This is a genomic window from Stenotrophomonas sp. CFBP8994 (assembly GCF_034044835.1).
Taxonomy (GTDB): domain Bacteria; phylum Pseudomonadota; class Gammaproteobacteria; order Xanthomonadales; family Xanthomonadaceae; genus Stenotrophomonas; species Stenotrophomonas rhizophila_A.
This window is the reverse complement of record NZ_JAXCWT010000002.1, coordinates 159,216-175,853: the sequence shown is the minus strand read 5'-3', so window position 1 is coordinate 175,853 and position 16,638 is coordinate 159,216. Positions and strand designations below refer to the sequence as shown.

The window sequence follows — 16,638 nt, the reverse complement described above, 5'->3', positions numbered from 1 at the left end:
CGCACTCGGGGAGGCAGCGGCAATCGGCCGGAGGTCATGGCCGCCGCCCGGCGGCCCCCGCCCGCGCCCCACCGGCACGGACGGCGCCAGGTGGGGCTCCCGGAAGCGTGCGTTACGGCTTGAGGCAGCGGGCCAGGAAATCCTCGGCCAGGCGGTAGCGGTGCAGTGCGTTGCTGCCCGACAGGCCATGCTTGGCGCCCGGGTAGGTCATCAGCTCGAACTGCTGGCCGCGCTTCTGCAGCGCGCTCATCAATTCGGTGGAGTTGGTGAACAGCACGTTGTCGTCGGCCATGCCGTGGATCAGCAGCAGGCGCGAGCGCAGGCCGTCGATGTGGGCCAGCACCCGCGCTTCTTCATAGCCCTTGGCGTTGCGCGCCGGCAGGTCCATGTAGCGTTCGGTGTAATGGGTGTCGTACAGGCCCCAGTCGGTAACCGGCGCGCCGGCCACGCCGCAGGCGTACTGGTCCGACGCCTTGGCCAGCAGCATCAGGGTCATGTAGCCGCCGTTGGACCAGCCCTGCACGCCGATGCGCGCCGGGTCCACCCACGGCTGCTGCTTGAGCCAGTCCACGCCCTTGAGCTGGTCGGCCACTTCCACCGTGCCCTGCACGCCGTACAGTGCACCGCCGAAATCGCGGCCACGGCGCGGGGTGCCGCGGTTGTCCAGCGAGAACACCACATAGCCCTGCTGGGCCAGGTATTGGTTGAACAGGTGGTCGCCACGGCCGGGCCAGCTGTCGGTGACGGTCTGGCTGGCCGGGCCGCCATATACGTACACCACCACCGGGTAACGCTTGGCCGGGTCGAAGCCAGCGGGCTTGATCAGGCTGTAGTTCAGCGCGGTGCGGCCGTCGGCCGCGGTGAGGGTGCCGAACTCCACCGGGCGCTGCGCATCCAGGTAGCGTGCGTACGGGTGGCTGGGATCTTCCAGGTTGTTCTCCACCAGCGTGGCGATCTTTTCGCCATTGGCACGGTGCAGCGCGATCTGCGGCGGCGTGGTGGTATTGGACCAGCTGTCCACGTACACGCTGGCGTTCTTCGCGAAGCTGGCGCTGTGCATGCCCGTTTCATTGGACAGGCGCTGCAGCGCCCCGCCCTGCAGCGGCACGGCGTACAGCTGGCTTTCGCGCGAGGAATCCACCCCGGCGCGGAAGTAGACCTTGCCGGCGTCTTCGTCCACGGCCAGCAGTTCGTCCACCGGCCAGTTGCCGCTGGTCAGTGCGGTCACGCTCTTGCCGTCATCGGACACGCGGTACAGGTGCTGGAAACCGCTGCGCTCGGACGACCACAGGAAGCCGCCCTGCTTGAGGAAATGCAGGCTGTTGTGCAGCGGCACCCACGTCGGCGACGTTTCAGTGACCAGGGTGCGCTGCTTGCCGCTTTCCAGGTCGGCCTGGATCAGTTCCAGGGTCTTCTGGTCGCGCGACTGGCGCTGGAAGGTGAGGTGCTGCGGGTCGCGCCAATCGACGCGGGCCAGGTAGATGTCCGCGTTGCGGCCCAGATCGACCCAGCGCGCGGCGGCATCGGCGCGCGGGGCGATCACACCCAGCTTGACGGTGACGTTGTGGTCGCCGGCGGCCGGGTAGCGCTGTTCGATCATTTCGGTGCGGTCGGCGTACATCTCATAGCGCTTCTGCACCGGCACCGGCGATTCGTCGATGCGCGCAAAGGCGATGGCCGAGTCGTCCGGCGCCCACCAGTAACCGGTGTGGCGGTCCATTTCCTCGTCGGCGACGAATTCGGCCACGCCATTGCCGATGGTCTCGCTGCCATCGCGGGTGAGCTGGATCTGGCGACCGCTGGCCAGGTCGATCACCCACAGGTTGCGGTCGCGCACGAAGCTGACGAAGCCGCCCTTGGGCGACAGCTTGGCATCGGTGGCGAAGCCCTCACCGTGGGTGAGCTGGCGCACGGCGGCCTTGCCCTGCTTGTCCAGGTCGTACAGATACAGTTCGCCGCCCAGCGGGAACAGCAGGGTGCGCGCGTCGGGCGACCACTGGTAATCCACGATGCCGGTCATGGCGGCAATGCGCTGGCGCTCGCGGCGGGCCTTTTCGGCATCGCTCAGGGTTTCATCGCCGGGCAGCACCACCTTGGAATCGACCAGCAGGCGGGTCTGGCCACTGGCGATGTCATACGCCCACAGGTCCAGCTGGTTGCGGTCGGCCTCTTTGCCGCGCAGGAAGCTCACGCGCGAGCCATCCGGCGCCACCTTGGGCTTCATCAGGGTCGGGCCGGACAGCGGCAGCGGCCCGGTGATGGCATCCAGGGTGAGCTTTTCGGCGTGGGCGATGGTGGTCGAGGCGAGAATGAGGGCGAGCGAGGCAACAAAGTGGCGCATGGAAGGGTCCGGCGACGGCAGGCGGACATCCTAACGCAGGCGGCTGGGGGCGGCCTCGGAATCGGTCTCGCTGTCTGACGGGTCCCTTGGTTGGGGGAAAACGTCGGGACGGCGGCAGCGAGCCGCGTTGGATCGGTTTCGGATGACTTCGTCCGGCCAACGGCCGGGGCTACGAATTTTTACGGACGAATTGGGATTGGGATCAATCGACCATGGGCCCATCAGAATCGGGGACCATCCGCCGTGACCATTGGGATCAGGGCGCATGCGCCGGTCGCGCCGGCCGTTGGCCGGCCCAGGTGGTGCCGGCCATTGCGATGTCACCCGACCCGCCTCAGCGCTGGCCGAACAGGTGCTTGCGCTCTTCGTCGGACAGCGGCTTGCCGGCATCCGGGTTGACCTGATGCTTCAGCGCGTAGGCCCGCTGGGTCGCCGGGCGCGCGGCAATGGCGTCGTGCCAGCGCTTCAGGTTCGGGAACGCGGCGAAATCGGCCGGCAGCTTGTCGTACGCACCGATCCAGGGGTAGCTGGCCATGTCGGCGATGCTGTAGTCGTCGCCGCCCAGGTAGGCGCTGCTGGCCAGGCGCTTGTCCATCACCCCGTGCAGGCGGCGCACTTCATTGCCGTAGCGCTCGATGGCATACGGAATCTGCTCCGGCGCATACACGTTGAAATGGCCCATCTGGCCGCTCATCGGGCCCAGCCCGGCCATCTGCCAGAACAGCCATTCCAGCACCGCCACCCGGCCGCGGGTGTCGGCCGGCAGGAATTTCCCTGTCTTCTCGGCCAGGTACAGCAGGATCGCCCCGGACTCGAACACGCTCTGCGGCGCGCCCCCGTCGGTGGGCTGGTGGTCGACCAGCGCCGGCATCTTGTTGTTGGGGGAAATGGCGAGAAATTCGGGCTTGAACTGGTCGCCGCTGCCGATGTTCACCGGCTTGATGGTGTACGGCAGGCCCAGCTCTTCCAGCAGCAGGGTGACTTTGTGGCCGTTCGGGGTAGGCCAGTAATACAGATCGATCATGACAGGACCCAGCGGTTCAGGAATCCCGAGTCTAGTGCGTCAGCTGGCTTGGCAGGGTCATGCCGGCCCGCTACTCTGCGGCGTCCCCCGCAACGCAGCATCCCAGCATGAGCTCGACCGAAAAGCCCATCAGCCCCCTGTCGTCCCTGATCTTCGCCTCGCGCTGGCTGCAGCTGCCGCTGTACCTGGGCCTGATCCTGGCGCAGTGCGTCTACGTGTTCCTGTTCGGCAAGGAGCTGTGGCACCTGGTCCACAAGGCCAACACCATGGGCGAGCAGGAAATCATGCTGCTGGTGCTGGGCCTGATCGACGTGGTGATGATCTCCAACCTGCTGGTGATGGTGATCGTGGGCGGCTACGAGACCTTCGTTTCGCGCCTGCGCCTGGAAAACCACCCTGACCAGCCGGAGTGGCTGAGCCACGTCAATGCCAGCGTGCTGAAGGTGAAGCTGGCGCTGTCGATCATCGGCATCTCCTCGATCCACCTGCTCAAGACCTTCATCGGCGCCGGCAACCTGGACGGCCTGCCGGCGTGCAACAGCCCGGAGTACGTCACCGCGGTGCTGGATGCCGTGGCCAAGTACGGCCCGGCCGTGGAAGCCTCGTTCAAGTGCTCCACCATGACCGGCAGCGGGGTGATGTGGCAGACCATCATCCACGCCGCATTCATCCTGTCGGCGATCGGCATTGCCTACACCGACAAGCTGATGGCCCACACCCCGAGCAAGTCGCTGGCGCACTAAGCGCCCGCCCTGCCCGCCCCGGCCCTGCAAAGCAGGGCGCGGGGATGCTAGATTGGGCACCTGCTGCACCGCGCCGGACGCTGGGAAACGTACCGGGGCTTCGGTCGGCCTGACCGCATCAGGCCTTACGTATCGTCGTTCTTCAAAGGGGAGTTGGATGTCGCACGTCAACACGAACGCCAAGGCGCGCCTGCTGGTGCCGCTGACCCTGGTGGTGGCTCTGGCCGCCTGCTCGGGCAAGGACGAAACGGCTCCGGCCGCGCCGACCGCACCGGCTGCCACGGCCGCCGCACCTGCCGCCGCGCCGCCGGCACCGGCGGTTTCGGCCAAGGTCCAGTCAATGGGGACCGAGGAACTGCGTGACCTCGCCAGCAAGGCCCTGCGCGAAAACCGCATGTACGGCCCGGCCGGCGACAACGCCATGGAGTACTACCTGGCGCTGCGCGAGAAGACCCCGGACGATGCCTCGATCAAGAGCGCGTTGTCGGACCTGCTGCCGTACACGCTGATTGCCGCCGAGCAGAGCCTGACCCGCGAGGACTTCACCGAAGGCCAGCGCCTGGTGGCGCTGATCGAGAAGGTGGACCCCACCGCACCGGCGCTGCCGCGCCTGAAGTCGGGCATCACCAACGGCATGCAGACCGCCCTCAAGCGCACCCAGGAAGAGACCGACAAGGTCAAGAAGGACGCTGAGAACAAGGTCAAGCTGCTGGCCGACCAGCAGCGCCAGCAGCAGGCCACCGAAGCGGAAGCGGCCAAGCAGATCGCTGCGCAGCAGGATGCCGCCCGCCGCGAAAGCGAGCGCCAGGACACCGAGCGCCAGGCAGCGGCCCGCCGCGAAGCCGAACAGCGCCAGCAGGCTGCCGCTGCCGCCCAGGCCGCTGCCGCCCGCCAGCCCACCGCCGCACCGGCCGCGGCCGCCGCCCTGCGTCCGATCAGCACCCCGGCGCCGCGCTACCCGACCGACGCACTGCGCGCCGGTACCTCGGGCGAAGTGCTGGTGGAGATCACCGTGGGCACCGACGGTTCGGTCACCAGCTCGCGCGTGCTGCGCGCCACCCCGGCCCGCGTCTTCGACCGCGAGGCGCTCAACGCGGTCAAGCGCTGGAAGTTCGAACCGGTCAGCGCCCCGGTCACCACCCGCCGCACGCTGTCGTTCGCGCCGGGCGGTTGATCCACTGCTGATGGATACAACAAAAAACCCCGGAGCGATCCGGGGTTTTTTGTTGCCGCCGTATCGACCAACGGTCGATACCTACCGGCTGCCGTGGCGGTAGGTACCGACCGTTGGTCGGTACACAGCCGCCCGGAAATCAACCGGAGATCGCGAGGCGCTCCTGGTGGTAACGGCGTACGGCCGCGAACCACAGCAGACCGGCCAGGCCGAAGCCTGCCACCAGGTACACCGCCCACATCTGCGGGCTGATCGGTTCGTGGCGGATGATCTTCAGCAGCATCTGGTTCTGCGCCAGGAACGGCACCGCCAGCTGCCACAGCTCGGACTTCACCGGGTACACCATCAGCGCGTAACCGGGCAGCATCGGCAGCAGCATCAGCCAGGTCATGTGGCTCTGCGCCTCCTTCATGCTCTTGGCCGCTGCCGAGAGGAAGGTCAGCAGCGAGGTGCCGATGAACAGGATCGGCATCATCACGAACAGCATCTGCAGCATCGACAGCAGGCCCATGTTGAGCTGCCGCGCCGCCGCACCGGTGGACAGCTGCGCGCTGAGCTTGAACGCCGCCAGCGTGAGCAGCAGCGACACCACGCCCACCACGCAGGCCGCGGCGATCTTGCCGCTGACGATGGCGCTGCGCCGGGCCGGGGTGGCCAGCAACGGTTCCAGCGACTGCCGCTCACGTTCGCCCGCGGTGGTGTCCATCACCAGGTAGGCACCGCCCAGGAACGAGGTGATGGTGAGCAGGATCGGCAACAGCAGCGACAGCATCACACCGCGCTTGGCCTCGGCCGTGGCCAGGTCCTGGGTGGCCACGTCCAGCGGGCGTGCCACCTGCGCGTCGATACCGCGCGCCAGCAAGCGCAGCGCGCCCACCTGCTGGCTGTAACCGCTGAGGGCCGCCTTCAGGCGTGCGGTGGGAATGTCGGCATCGCGGCGGGTGCTGTCCTGCACGATCTCCACCAGTGCCGGGCGACCCTCGGCCCAGTCCTTGCCGAACTCCGGGCTGATGCGAAGGGCGATGTCGATCTTCTGGTCACGGATCTCCGCGGTCAGGTCCTTCGGCGGGTCCACCGCGTTCAGTCCCTGCGAGGCCAGGAAGCGCACCAGGTTGGGGGCGTGCTCGCGGCCGATGGTCGGAATGTCCAGCGGGGTGTCGATCTGGGTCTTGAACCGGGTCTCGGCCAGCTTGCCCATGCCCAGGATCAGCACCGGGTAGAGCAACGGCCCGAGCAGCAGGGTGAGCGCCAGGGTACGGCGGTCACGCGAGAGGTCGCGCAGTTCCTTGCGCATGACGGTCAACAACGTGGCAAACGCGCTCATGCGTGCAGTCCTTCTTCATTGCCGATCGCCTTCACGAAGGCATCTTCCAGGTTCGCTTCGCCGGTCAGCGCGCGCAGCTCATCGGCCGTGCCGGCAGCCATCACCGTGCCCTTGGCAATGATCACGATCGTGTCGCACAGCGCGGCCACCTCCTGCATGATGTGGCTGGAGAAGATCACGCAGCGGCCTTCGTCGCGCAGCTCGCGCAGGAATCCCCGCAGCGCGCGGGTGGTCATCACGTCCAGGCCGTTGGTGGGTTCGTCCAGGATCACGTTGCGTGGGTCGTGCACCAGCGCGCGCGCAATGGCGGTCTTGGTGCGCTGCCCCTGGGAGAAGCCGTCGGTCTGGCGGTCCAGGATGTCTTCCATGTCCAGCGCCTTGGAGAGCACCTTGGTGCGCTCGCGGATGTGCGCCGCGCTCATGCCGTGCAACTCGCCGAAGTAGGCGATGTTCTCGCGCGCGGTCAGCCGCTTGTACACGCCGCGTGCGTCGGGCAGCACGCCCAGGCGGCGACGGACCTCCACCGGGTGGGTGGCCACGTCCAGACCATCCACCAGCACCCGACCCTGGTCGGGTGACATCAGGGTGTAGAGCATGCGCATGGTGGTGGTCTTGCCGGCGCCGTTGGGGCCGAGCAGGCCGGTGATGCGACCGTCCTCGGCCTGGAAGCCGACGTTGTCCACCGCCTTGATCAGGCCGGTCTTGGTCTTGAACGCTTTATGCAGGTTCTCGGCGACGATCATGGTTCCCATCCGTTGAACGAGGTGAAGGCCGGCACCGCGGTGAGGGTATCCAGGCAGGAGGCGTCGAGTGCCTTGGCGTCGGCCTTGTCCATGAACTGCGCGAGCAGGCGCGGCATGCAGCCGGCGCCAAGGGTGCCATGGCCCTGGCCCTTGGCCACGATGTGGCGGCCGTTGGGCAGGTGCTTGAGCACTTGTTCGGCGTAGCGCGGCGGGGTGACCGGGTCGAATTCGCCCGACAGCAGCAGCACCGGTACGTCGGTGCTCAATGGCGCGATGAAGTTCTTCGGGCGCGTGCCCACGTTCCACGCCGGGCAGGCGGCGAAGAACATGCGCGCCACTTCCGGGCCAAGCAGGCGGTCGCCGGCCGGCGCTTCCTGGTAGCGGTCGGCGTCTTCGGCACAGATCACCGACCACTGCATGCCCTGGTTCATCTGCCCGGCCATGTTGCGGGTGGCCAGGCTGTTGAGCGACATCAGCGGCGCGTAACGGCCCTGCGCGGCTTCGTCCAGCACCACCGGCAGCAGCGAGGACAGTTCCGGCATGTACGAGAACATGAAAGCCAGGCTGGTCACGGTGTTGGCGCTGATCGGGTCGCGGCGTACCGCGGCGGTGCCCGGGTCACGGTACTCCACCTCCACCGGGGCCTTGGCCAGCGTGGTCATCACGTTGCGCAGCTGGGTGCGGGTATCGACCGGGAAGCGCTTGGCGCAGGCGGCGTCCTTGCGGCACTGGGCGGATTGCAGCTCGATCGCCGATTCGAAGGTGTTGGCGAAATCGCCGCCCACCGCCAGGTCGTTCGGCGCCACCCCGTCGATCACCACCGCACGGGTGTGCTGCGGGAAGCGCGCGGCGTACTGCTGGGCCACGCGGGTACCGTAGGAACCGCCGACCAGGTTGATCTTGTCCACGCCCAGCGCAGCACGCACCGCGTCCAGGTCACCGATGGCCTGGGTGGTGGTGTAGAAACGGGTGTCGGCACGCTCGGCCACCGCGGCAGCGCAGCGGGTGGCGAACTCGGCGATCACTTCGGGCGTGGCCGCCGCGTTCTCGTCGAACGAAAGCTCCTTGCCGTCGGCATCCACGCAGCTGAGCGGGTTGGATTTGCCGGTGCCGCGCTGGTCGACCAGGATGATGTCGCGCTTCTTGCGGACGTCGCGCAGCGACTGGTTGATGATGGCCGCCACCTGCGTGGCCGACTGGCCCGGCCCGCCGGCCAGGAAGAACACCGGGTCCTGCTTGCCCTCGCCTTCGTTGGCGGTATCCAGCAGGGCGATGTTGAGCCCGATCTTGCGGCCATCGGGCGCCTCGGGGTTCTCGGGCACCTGCAGGGTGGCGCACTCGGCTTCGACGTTGTTGCTGGCCTGGGCGCTGGTAAGGGTGCAGGGCTTGAACGTCAGTGTTCCGTACTGGCGCTCGGCTCCTTCCGGCGGTGCCTCCGGAGTGGCCTGGCAGGCCGCCAGCAGCAGCAACGCCGCACTGGTGGCCAGGGGACGGCAGGAAAGTCGCATTTCGATCGCATCCTGGATTGAAGGGTCTCAGCATGCCATGACGGATGGGCGGGCTGGATGTGACCGAAGGGGGGATGGGTTAGCCGGGCCGCGATGGAAGCGCCGATGGCGTCAGAAAGCGGCGCAGGTCCTGAAGGGCTGCATGGTGGAGCTGGGACACCCGGCCCTTGCTGACGCCCAGCTGCCCGGCCAGTGTCTTGAACGCCAGATGCTCGAAGTAGTGCGCATGGATGAGCAGGCGCGAGCGCTCCGGCAGGCGCTGCAGCGCCAGACGCAGCCGGGAATTCATCAGGCTGCGCTCGGTGTATTCCTGCGCCGTGCACAGCTGTGCGTCGACCTCTGCTGCTTCGCTGTCGAGCAGAAAGGCCAGGCCCAGCCCGACGATGTCGTTGACCAGCTGATCAAGCGGGAAGGTACGCTCTCACCCACTTGGCCTTAGACAAGCGCAGTCGCAGACGCCTCCACGCCGATGCTTAGGCAGCATCCCGCCCCCACGCATGAACATCACGCACCGTGGCTTCGGGCGCCTGCTCGACGATTCAACATTGACTTCCGTTTTGGTGGCGCGCACTGCCATCGGCCAGCCGCATTAATCTACGTAATAAGGTGCACGAGTAGCTCATCGACCTCAGCGTCACTGAATCCCTCGTCAGAATCAGCATATCTCCACTTCCAGATCACTTGCCTATCTTGTCCACTGATCTTCTCTGGGAATAGGTCAGCCGCAATTGAGGACAGCTGGAAACGATCGAGACCCCGCACCTCACCAAGCCTTCGAAGCGTCGATGCTACCGACTTGGACTGACGCACTGCAGTAATCCAATACTGGATTTCATCCAATTCTGAAGCCTTTTCTACCATCATATTCACTCCGCGGATGTCTTTCGAACCAAGCGTGGATCGTGCGTCCATTGTCTACCAGTGCGGGGACAGTTGGGCCAAGCTTCGGAGCAGCTCGATCGCCGATTCGAAGGTGTTGGCGAAATCGCCGCCCACCGCCAGGTCGTTCGGCACCACACCGTCGATCACCACCGCGAGGCCGGCTCAGGCCGAAGTGGGGCCGCCGTCGCGGCGCCCAGAGCATCAGCTGCGCAGGAACACTCGACCTTCCAGAGGTGCCAAGTCTTCGACCGACTGAGCGTGGACACAGCGGGTATACGCTCTAGCTACTTCGGTGAACTGAGCAAGCAGCTCTCCAAGCGAGAGCTCGCAGAGCTCCTCATCGTCGTCAGAAGGAGGTCGATCTACGTACCACGTCAGATACAGCGCGGAGCGATTTCCATCCCAAAACACCGTCGCAGCCAGCACGTGATGATCGACGTTCCTTGCCACGATCACCTTGGATGCCGACATCAGCTCATCGATATCCATTTCATGCACCTTTGAGTTGGATTTTCGGAAACGCTTCCTTGCTGCCCAGCACCAACCATCCATAGTTCGTCGGACCGCCGTATGAGTATTGACCAGCGCGCGGCCATGTGGAAGCGCCACGCCGCCACACGAGTTTCCTGCGTCCGGAGCTATAGCTGGAGATCGCCAATCAAAGTTATGTTCCCACCGGATCGCAGGTACCCCTCCACGGCAGACTGAGATGCCTCGCAGCTCTCGCCGTGCGTGCAGCATGCGCACGAATAAGTGACTTGGGGGAGCACAAATTGCTTTCGGAACTCTTGAAAGGTGACGCTGACAGGTGAACTTTGGGAATGGTGGACTCGCAGCAATTGCACAGCCCTGAGGTCCGAACGACCTAGCCGGTTAGAGATCCTCTCCTGAAACTCCTGGGCACCTGAGCTCTCGAAGTTGTTCCACTCAGAAGCACTCATCTCGGCAATCACTACTCCATTCTTAATACAACTGGACAAGGACCCGAGCCCCGCAGTGTCGGCATCGCCCTCCCCTTCAAATCGGAAGTGAGGGAATGTTCTATGGCACGACTGGCAACAGAGCCTTACCACGGTGCCCGATACCCTTCGCAATGGCCTCATTAGTGATTCTCCCTGCAGCGATGGTCAAGTAGATTCCGCCGTTGGCGTGATTACGGTGAGACGGAACCTCGCAAGCATGCATTGGGATTATGGCTACCCACAGCGCCGTCCCTCCTCAGTCTTCTGGAAGCGCTTCTACCTTCCATTGAGCATTGATGGACTCACGGACAGCGCAATGCCCGGCCGACAACTGGGCGATCGCCACCAGCGTGTCGTCGACGCGAAGGATGGAGTCCAGTCGGACCAGCTGCATGCGCTCCATGGCGAAATCCCCATTGCCACAATGGAACTGCCACGTCTCCTCCTCCTCGTCCACTTCGCGGGACACGTACAGCACCGGCAGCCGCCCCCCGGTGATGTACTCGGAGGTCACCACCATGGTGTCGAGCGTGATTGGGAAAGGATTGTTCTGGGCAGACATTTGGGTATCCAGCTCGCCAGTGGGTGAAGGCCTTGGCATTGCTCGGAGGGAAAGATTCGCCGCCCTCGAGACGTGCAACACCAGCCAGGATGTTTGGGTCGAAAGTCAGCAAGAATGTCCACTATACGGGACTTCATAGGCCACATGCTGGAGATCCTTCAGCACCGTTTTGGCAAAACAACTGCGCTTGATGCCTCGCTGCCGCTGGCAATGACAGGCGGTGAAGCTGGCATTGGCGGTATCTCGCTTGACAGCTCCCGGTTCACCGCCGGTGCGGCGGTAGGCGTAGAACTTTCGCAGGTGCTTGCAAACCAGGGAACCAGGGATCTGTTCCAGAAATTGGCCGACGAATACCTGTTGCGGTCGGGCGTCTCCGGCGTGCAGACGAAGCTTCTGGTCCCAGAGCAGTCCGGCGCAGTATTCGGCAAGGCACTTGTCCCGACACGCGAACTCGTCGCCAAGACCGAAGGCGACCATTTCCCCGGCCTTGCGTTCAACGAGTACCTCTGCATGTCCATCGCCCAGGAAGCGGGCATTCCAGTACCTGAATTCCATCTTTCAGAAGACGGTAAGCGTTTCGTCATGCAGCGGTTTGATCGCACGCAGGCAGGCGCGCCAATCGGGGTTGTGCGACATACCGGAGACGGGCCCGTGACCGGATTTTCAGTGGTGCGGGGTGCGAACACTTACATGGCAGAGCGCTCCGGGTAGCGGTGGCGTTGCCACCTCTTCACCGGGAACGCTGCCGGATCGGCTTCCTCGTCGCTTCATCTTCCAGCGGGAAGGAATCGCCCCAGACCTCAATATCAAGGCCATTGAGGTTCCGATCCAGGGACACGCAGTTCTGGATCAACGACCGGAGCACGTAGCTGGGTGATCGTTCGCTGCGCCACGCGGAGAGCTGGAAGGCACGGCGTAGGACGGGATCCACCTTCACCCGCAAGTAGACCTGCTTCTTCATGGAATGACGTCCTCGGGCAGGAACTGCCCCAGGTCGGCGTTGACCTCGCCGTGGAAGATGGTGCGTTCCACGAACCTGGGCACCCGCGGATCTTCGACTGCCGGCGTGCCCAGCAGCTTGACGGTGATGACGCCAGCGCAGGCTTCAATCTGCAGCTTGCGGCCCACGTTGAAGCCCATCTGCCGCAGCCACTGGCCGCGGATCTTGAGGTAGGGAACCTTCAGCTCTTCGTGGAAGTGTGCGGGTGGCGTGCACGGCGGGGATTGCGTACGGCGTTCGCGTGCGCGCCGGGCAATCGCGGATTGGGAAGGGTAGTCGTTGTAGCTGTCGTCGGGTAGTTGCCTTTTCATGGTCTGCCTCCAGCAGGAAGGTCCCTCGCCGGGATGGCGAGGGAGTCGGGAGGTTAGAAACCGTAGACATGGAAAGCCGGCGGGCGTATTCCCCAGAGGGTGTTGTATTAGCCACCCTCCCGACACAACGCATACATTTTCCACGTCTTGGAGTTTCTACGCTCCGGAACACACCATGCGCGCCGCTGCCAACGATGGGAAATTGTTTGTGTCTCTTGATTTCGGGACTTCGGTAGACCAAACCTTCTCAATGACGCGAATGGCGCTGAAGGCGCAGCTACCAAGAGTCTGCGCATATGATGAAGATGAGTTCGGTAGGAACAATCGATCCAACTAGCTCTACGTAGGACTGAGAGCTACTGAGCGCTGCGGCGTAGCAGCCCGGCTCCCGTCCGGCGTCCATCAGACCACCTTCGGCGGACTTGATCGCCGTGCACGTCCGCTCGAACTACACAGGAGATCGCAAATAGCAGAGGGGATTCGTTAGTCGTCGCCGGTACGCACTCACGTATTCCCTGCGAACCGGCCCGCCAGGTGCATCACATCCAAGGGTTGAAGTCCTTATGACGTCATCAAGTTGCTAGTTCGGCGCAAGCCTGATTGACAGGAGGAAAACCCAGAATTGTCCGGCAAATACTCCAAGTGACAGTGATACTTGCCTGCTGCGAACAGATCCCAATCTCGTACTGCCTCCCCTGTCAGGGGATTGAGGTCCCCGCCTCCAATTCGAATGGGGTCGCCAAGCTTGGATCGCGCGACCGAGCGCGAATCGGACATCAGCAGCTCCGATGGAAGCAGAAGTGCACTGGGGCCATAGGCCGAGCTTTCGCCATGCATCTGAACAGTGTCGATTGATTCCCCGTCATCGGACACCAAGGAAAAGCCAAGGTCACCGGCAGTTACGTAAGTGCGACCTGCAATCCTGGTGGTTACTACGTCGACAGCCTCGTACCTGGTGAGGACACGATCCAGGAATGGAGCAAGCAGGGAGCCAACCAAAGTTTCAGCGGGCAGCATATTAACCTCCATCAGCCATGAATTCTTTACGCCAATCAATGAATGCATCTCGACGTGGACTTCCTTTCAGCACCAAGTAGTACTGAACTCTGAGCGCCATCCCGAGAACTCCCTCGTGGAAGAAAAAGTCGTGATCCTGCACGCGCATCCCTATTGATGAGCAGAAGATCGGATCAGTGAACTTGCGGTAATACTCCCTTACCAAGTCTTCCGATTGCGACAAGCAGTAGCCAAAGCTTAAGCTCAAGCTTCCGACTATCATGTCGAAATAATCGTTGACATCCTCATCCATGGAAACACCAGGATCCATCTCACTGCCTCATGTTGAGAAATCACGCGGGGAAGGCTAACGCGACCCGGTCAGTGTCATCAGAGAACCCCACTTCCGCCTTGTTATGTGGTGTCGGCTCCGTCGTCCAGTGTCTCAGCGTCAAGAGCGATATCCGGTTTCTAAGAGCGTCAGTCAGCGGCCGCTTCATATGTACGACCTGCCGCACTTCTGCCCACCCCTCCGACACGCTCAAGATCTCGTTCCCTTCCGCGCTGGCAAGTTCGACGGCCTTGGCGATCTCGGAGGACATGATTCTTGGATGGTGCATGTAATCACCTCTTGGCCGCACGCCCCGATGAGCCGACGCTTCGGGAGAAATACCGCTGGAAAAATCGGAAGGGTCACTTGCCGTATTTCCAGTGTTCACCATGTTCACCACGTCCAGGTTTCCGTAGGGAAACATTCTGTCGCCGCATTCTCGTTCGCCCAAAGGATGCATGTCCAGCACGCATTCGCCGGCCTGATGCCCGAACGCAATCGATGGTCGCGGCACCGCCGATGATCCAGTGCAAGCGACCGCCCGTCGCCAGCTGGTCGATCGGCTGCGCGAGCTCGGCTATAAGGAGCGAAATGACAACGACAACGATTCCGGCGCGGCAGATCCGCGCCCAGTACGACGCTTCCACTCTCCGCGTTTACCAGGCCTACTCGGACGCCATCGCCGACAGCGCCCTCAAACACCAGACCTTCGTCGCCCCGTCCTTCAAGATGGAGCGGATGACGTGGATCAAGCCCTCCTTCCTATGGATGATGTATCGCGCCGGATGGGGCTACAAGGATGCGGGTCAGTCCCGCATCCTGGCCATCGACATCACCCATGAGGGCTTCGCATGGGCGCTGGCTCACGGCTGTACCAGCCACCCCGAACCGGGCATGGACGCACAGGAATGGGAGGCGCTCAAGAGCCGCTCACCGGTCCGCATCCAATGGGACCCGGAGCGCGACCTGCACCACCGGCCGCTGGAACATCGTGCCATCCAGATAGGACTGAGTGGCGAGGCAGTGCGCCTGTACACCGGGGAGTGGATCCAGCGTGTCACCGATGTCACGACGCTGGCCCATCGGATCTGCGCGTTGGTACGGGAAGACAGGCTGGATGAGGCCAGGGCGGCGCTGCCAAGTGAATCGGCGTACACGCCGGCGTGAAGAAGTAGCCATATGACAAAGCAACTCATAGAGACCAGCAAGTTCCTGAGCTACGTGCTGCGTCATCAGCCCGAGGCAATCGGGCTGACGCTGGACGCCGAAGGGTGGGCTGACGTTGATGCACTGATCGCCGGCGCAACGTCCGCTGGCCGAGAGCTGGATCTGGCACTTGTTCAGCAGATCGTGAGCACTAACGACAAGAAGCGCTTCACGCTCTCCGCTGACAACAGCCGCATTCGTGCAGTGCAGGGCCACTCCACCGATAGCGTTGCCATACAGCACCTTGCCAAGGTTCCCCCTGCACTGCTCTACCACGGAACGGCGACGCGGAACCTTGACTCGATCCTGGCCGAAGGCCTACGCCCTGGCCAGCGACACCATGTGCACCTTTCCGAAGACACCACCACCGCCACGACCGTTGGCCAGCGTTACGGCAGTCCTATCGTGCTGACAGTTGATGCGCTTCGCATGCATCATCAGGGCTATACGTTCTTCCAGGCTGACAATGGCGTTTGGCTCACTGACCGCGTGCCGAGGGAGTTCGTAGAGCAGAGTGCGATGAAGGGCTAGGCCTTGGATGAATGGTAGGCCCTGATTTCCACCCAGCGGAACGTATCCGCAAACATCTGTCGGCATCACGGCATGGGACGGAGCCCCAAACAAAGCCAAATCTCACGGAGTGTTGCGACGTGGTGCGATGGAGTCTGAAGCTTTGCGCACCGGATACGGGTGAAGCTTGAAGGGGCTTCGCCCGGCAGCTATAGTTAACTTGACTGCGCAGACAGCAGAAAATTTGTCGGCGGAGCTGCGAAGCCTCTCAAGGGGCACATGAAGGGAAATTGCTGGCGGATGGGTTGTTCACTTGAGTGTGGAAACCTGCCAGTGAGGCCGTCCTTCCTACGTAGTCACTTCAGTATTCTGCGTTTCTTGGCCTCGGTCGCGTGATAGCACGTCACCGGGGCCAAGTACCTTCTGCACCCTTCGATTCGGATCTCCAGGATCGCGGTGGCGTAGTACGGCGTGCCTCGCAGCAGCACTTTTTGATGGGTGTTGAGGATTACCGACTGACGGTCGCTTCTCCTGTCGTTGCTCGTCTCGCCGCTTGGGGGATTGATCCGCAAGAGGCTCCGCGGGCTATAGGCCTTTGCAACGACGGCTGCGATTTCAGCGACTGAAAGGCCGTCTTTGTCTTTTCGAGCTGCGAGTACGTGCCGGATGTAGCCAGGCTTGATCATGATCGCGTAGCAGTTCACCCGTTCCCACCTGTTTTCGTCGCAGACCCTGTCGATCTCATCGGCCTGCTTGGGGGTCAACAAGTAGGCAAAGGCGAAAGAATCCGCGTCGCTCTTCCTCCGAGAGTGAGCCACGGATTCAACCAGCTCCCGAAAGCGAGCAGCCAGCTCGTACTCTCCCTGTACTGACATGCTCGCGAACCTCCGTCTGTGCAACGGGCCATGCGCGGTCCGGGCATTGAGCATTGTCTCAACGCAGCGCTGCTGTCCGACGGTGTTTGCTTGCGTTATCGCCTTGGCTGAAGCGGCGATTGTCGGCCAAGGACCGGTTATCAGGC

The 16,638-nt window shown here is 63.4% G+C and carries 18 protein-coding genes; 5 read left to right on the top strand and 13 right to left on the bottom strand.

The annotated features are described in order from the left end of the window. Window positions 1-112: 112 nt before the first annotated feature. Window positions 113-2,341, bottom strand: a complete 2,229-nt coding sequence (locus SOM39_RS05580; protein WP_320457759.1) for a S9 family peptidase — start codon at window positions 2,339-2,341, stop codon at window positions 113-115. A 334-nt stretch (window positions 2,342-2,675) separates the two neighbouring features. Beyond that, window positions 2,676-3,365, bottom strand: a complete 690-nt coding sequence (locus SOM39_RS05575; RefSeq protein ID WP_093532681.1) for a glutathione S-transferase N-terminal domain-containing protein — start codon at window positions 3,363-3,365, stop codon at window positions 2,676-2,678. A 107-nt stretch (window positions 3,366-3,472) separates the two neighbouring features. Between SOM39_RS05575 and SOM39_RS05570 the strand changes: the two genes are divergently transcribed. Then, window positions 3,473-4,108, top strand: coding sequence for a TIGR00645 family protein (locus SOM39_RS05570; RefSeq protein WP_068854385.1), 636 nt, complete (start codon window positions 3,473-3,475; stop codon window positions 4,106-4,108). Between the two features lie 157 nt (window positions 4,109-4,265). Next, the gene (locus tag SOM39_RS05565) at window positions 4,266-5,282 is read left to right on the top strand and encodes an energy transducer TonB (protein ID WP_320457758.1); all 1,017 of its coding nucleotides are present in this window, start codon (window positions 4,266-4,268) and stop codon (window positions 5,280-5,282) included. 139 nt (window positions 5,283-5,421) lie between these two features. On the opposite strand, the gene SOM39_RS05560 is transcribed toward SOM39_RS05565, so the two are convergent. The 6 genes from SOM39_RS05560 to SOM39_RS05535 form a co-directional block, all read right to left on the bottom strand. Beyond that, a complete protein-coding gene (locus tag SOM39_RS05560) occupies window positions 5,422-6,606 on the bottom strand; it encodes an ABC transporter permease (RefSeq protein WP_320457757.1) in 1,185 nt (394 codons plus the stop codon). Continuing rightward, window positions 6,603-7,349, bottom strand: a complete 747-nt coding sequence (locus SOM39_RS05555; protein WP_068854388.1) for an ATP-binding cassette domain-containing protein — start codon at window positions 7,347-7,349, stop codon at window positions 6,603-6,605. Before SOM39_RS05555 ends, SOM39_RS05560 begins: the two co-directional genes overlap by 4 nt. Beyond that, window positions 7,346-8,857, bottom strand: coding sequence for an alpha/beta hydrolase (locus tag SOM39_RS05550; protein ID WP_320457756.1), 1,512 nt, complete (start codon window positions 8,855-8,857; stop codon window positions 7,346-7,348). Before SOM39_RS05550 ends, SOM39_RS05555 begins: the two co-directional genes overlap by 4 nt. Window positions 8,858-8,936: 79 nt before the next feature. Further along, window positions 8,937-9,182: a sigma-70 family RNA polymerase sigma factor gene (locus SOM39_RS05545; RefSeq protein ID WP_320458059.1), complete on the bottom strand. Its 246-nt coding sequence runs from the start codon at window positions 9,180-9,182 to the stop codon at window positions 8,937-8,939. Between the two features lie 758 nt (window positions 9,183-9,940). Next, window positions 9,941-10,228, bottom strand: coding sequence for a hypothetical protein (locus SOM39_RS05540; RefSeq protein ID WP_320457755.1), 288 nt, complete (start codon window positions 10,226-10,228; stop codon window positions 9,941-9,943). Window positions 10,229-10,957: 729 nt separating this feature from the next. Continuing rightward, the gene (locus SOM39_RS05535; RefSeq protein WP_320457754.1) at window positions 10,958-11,263 is read right to left on the bottom strand and encodes a hypothetical protein; all 306 of its coding nucleotides are present in this window, start codon (window positions 11,261-11,263) and stop codon (window positions 10,958-10,960) included. Between the two features lie 144 nt (window positions 11,264-11,407). On the opposite strand from SOM39_RS05535, the gene SOM39_RS05530 reads away from it, so the two are divergent. Beyond that, window positions 11,408-11,974: a HipA domain-containing protein gene (locus tag SOM39_RS05530; protein ID WP_320457753.1), complete on the top strand. Its 567-nt coding sequence runs from the start codon at window positions 11,408-11,410 to the stop codon at window positions 11,972-11,974. A 19-nt stretch (window positions 11,975-11,993) separates the two neighbouring features. Here SOM39_RS05530 and SOM39_RS05525 read toward each other — a convergent pair whose 3' ends face one another. The 4 genes from SOM39_RS05525 to SOM39_RS05510 all read right to left on the bottom strand — a co-directional run bounded on the left by SOM39_RS05525 (window position 11,994) and on the right by SOM39_RS05510 (window position 14,415). Beyond that, window positions 11,994-12,224, bottom strand: a complete 231-nt coding sequence (locus SOM39_RS05525) for a hypothetical protein (RefSeq protein ID WP_320457752.1) — start codon at window positions 12,222-12,224, stop codon at window positions 11,994-11,996. Then, window positions 12,221-12,574, bottom strand: coding sequence for a SymE family type I addiction module toxin (locus tag SOM39_RS05520; protein ID WP_320457751.1), 354 nt, complete (start codon window positions 12,572-12,574; stop codon window positions 12,221-12,223). Before SOM39_RS05520 ends, SOM39_RS05525 begins: the two co-directional genes overlap by 4 nt. A 1,018-nt stretch (window positions 12,575-13,592) precedes the next feature. Then, window positions 13,593-13,883: a hypothetical protein gene (locus tag SOM39_RS05515; RefSeq protein ID WP_320457750.1), complete on the bottom strand. Its 291-nt coding sequence runs from the start codon at window positions 13,881-13,883 to the stop codon at window positions 13,593-13,595. Between the two features lie 40 nt (window positions 13,884-13,923). Beyond that, window positions 13,924-14,415: a hypothetical protein gene (locus tag SOM39_RS05510; RefSeq protein WP_320457749.1), complete on the bottom strand. Its 492-nt coding sequence runs from the start codon at window positions 14,413-14,415 to the stop codon at window positions 13,924-13,926. A gap of 77 nt (window positions 14,416-14,492) precedes the next feature. On the opposite strand from SOM39_RS05510, the gene SOM39_RS05505 reads away from it, so the two are divergent. Continuing rightward, window positions 14,493-15,068: a DUF4291 domain-containing protein gene (locus SOM39_RS05505; RefSeq protein ID WP_320457748.1), complete on the top strand. Its 576-nt coding sequence runs from the start codon at window positions 14,493-14,495 to the stop codon at window positions 15,066-15,068. Between the two features lie 12 nt (window positions 15,069-15,080). Continuing rightward, entirely contained in the window at window positions 15,081-15,638 is a 558-nt protein-coding gene (locus SOM39_RS05500; RefSeq protein WP_320457747.1) for an RNA 2'-phosphotransferase, read from the top strand. A 335-nt stretch (window positions 15,639-15,973) separates the two neighbouring features. On the opposite strand, the gene SOM39_RS05495 is transcribed toward SOM39_RS05500, so the two are convergent. After that, window positions 15,974-16,492 (bottom strand): hypothetical protein, encoded by a 519-nt coding sequence (locus SOM39_RS05495; protein ID WP_320457746.1) that lies wholly within the window; start codon window positions 16,490-16,492, stop codon window positions 15,974-15,976. Between the last annotated feature and the right edge of the window lie 146 nt (window positions 16,493-16,638).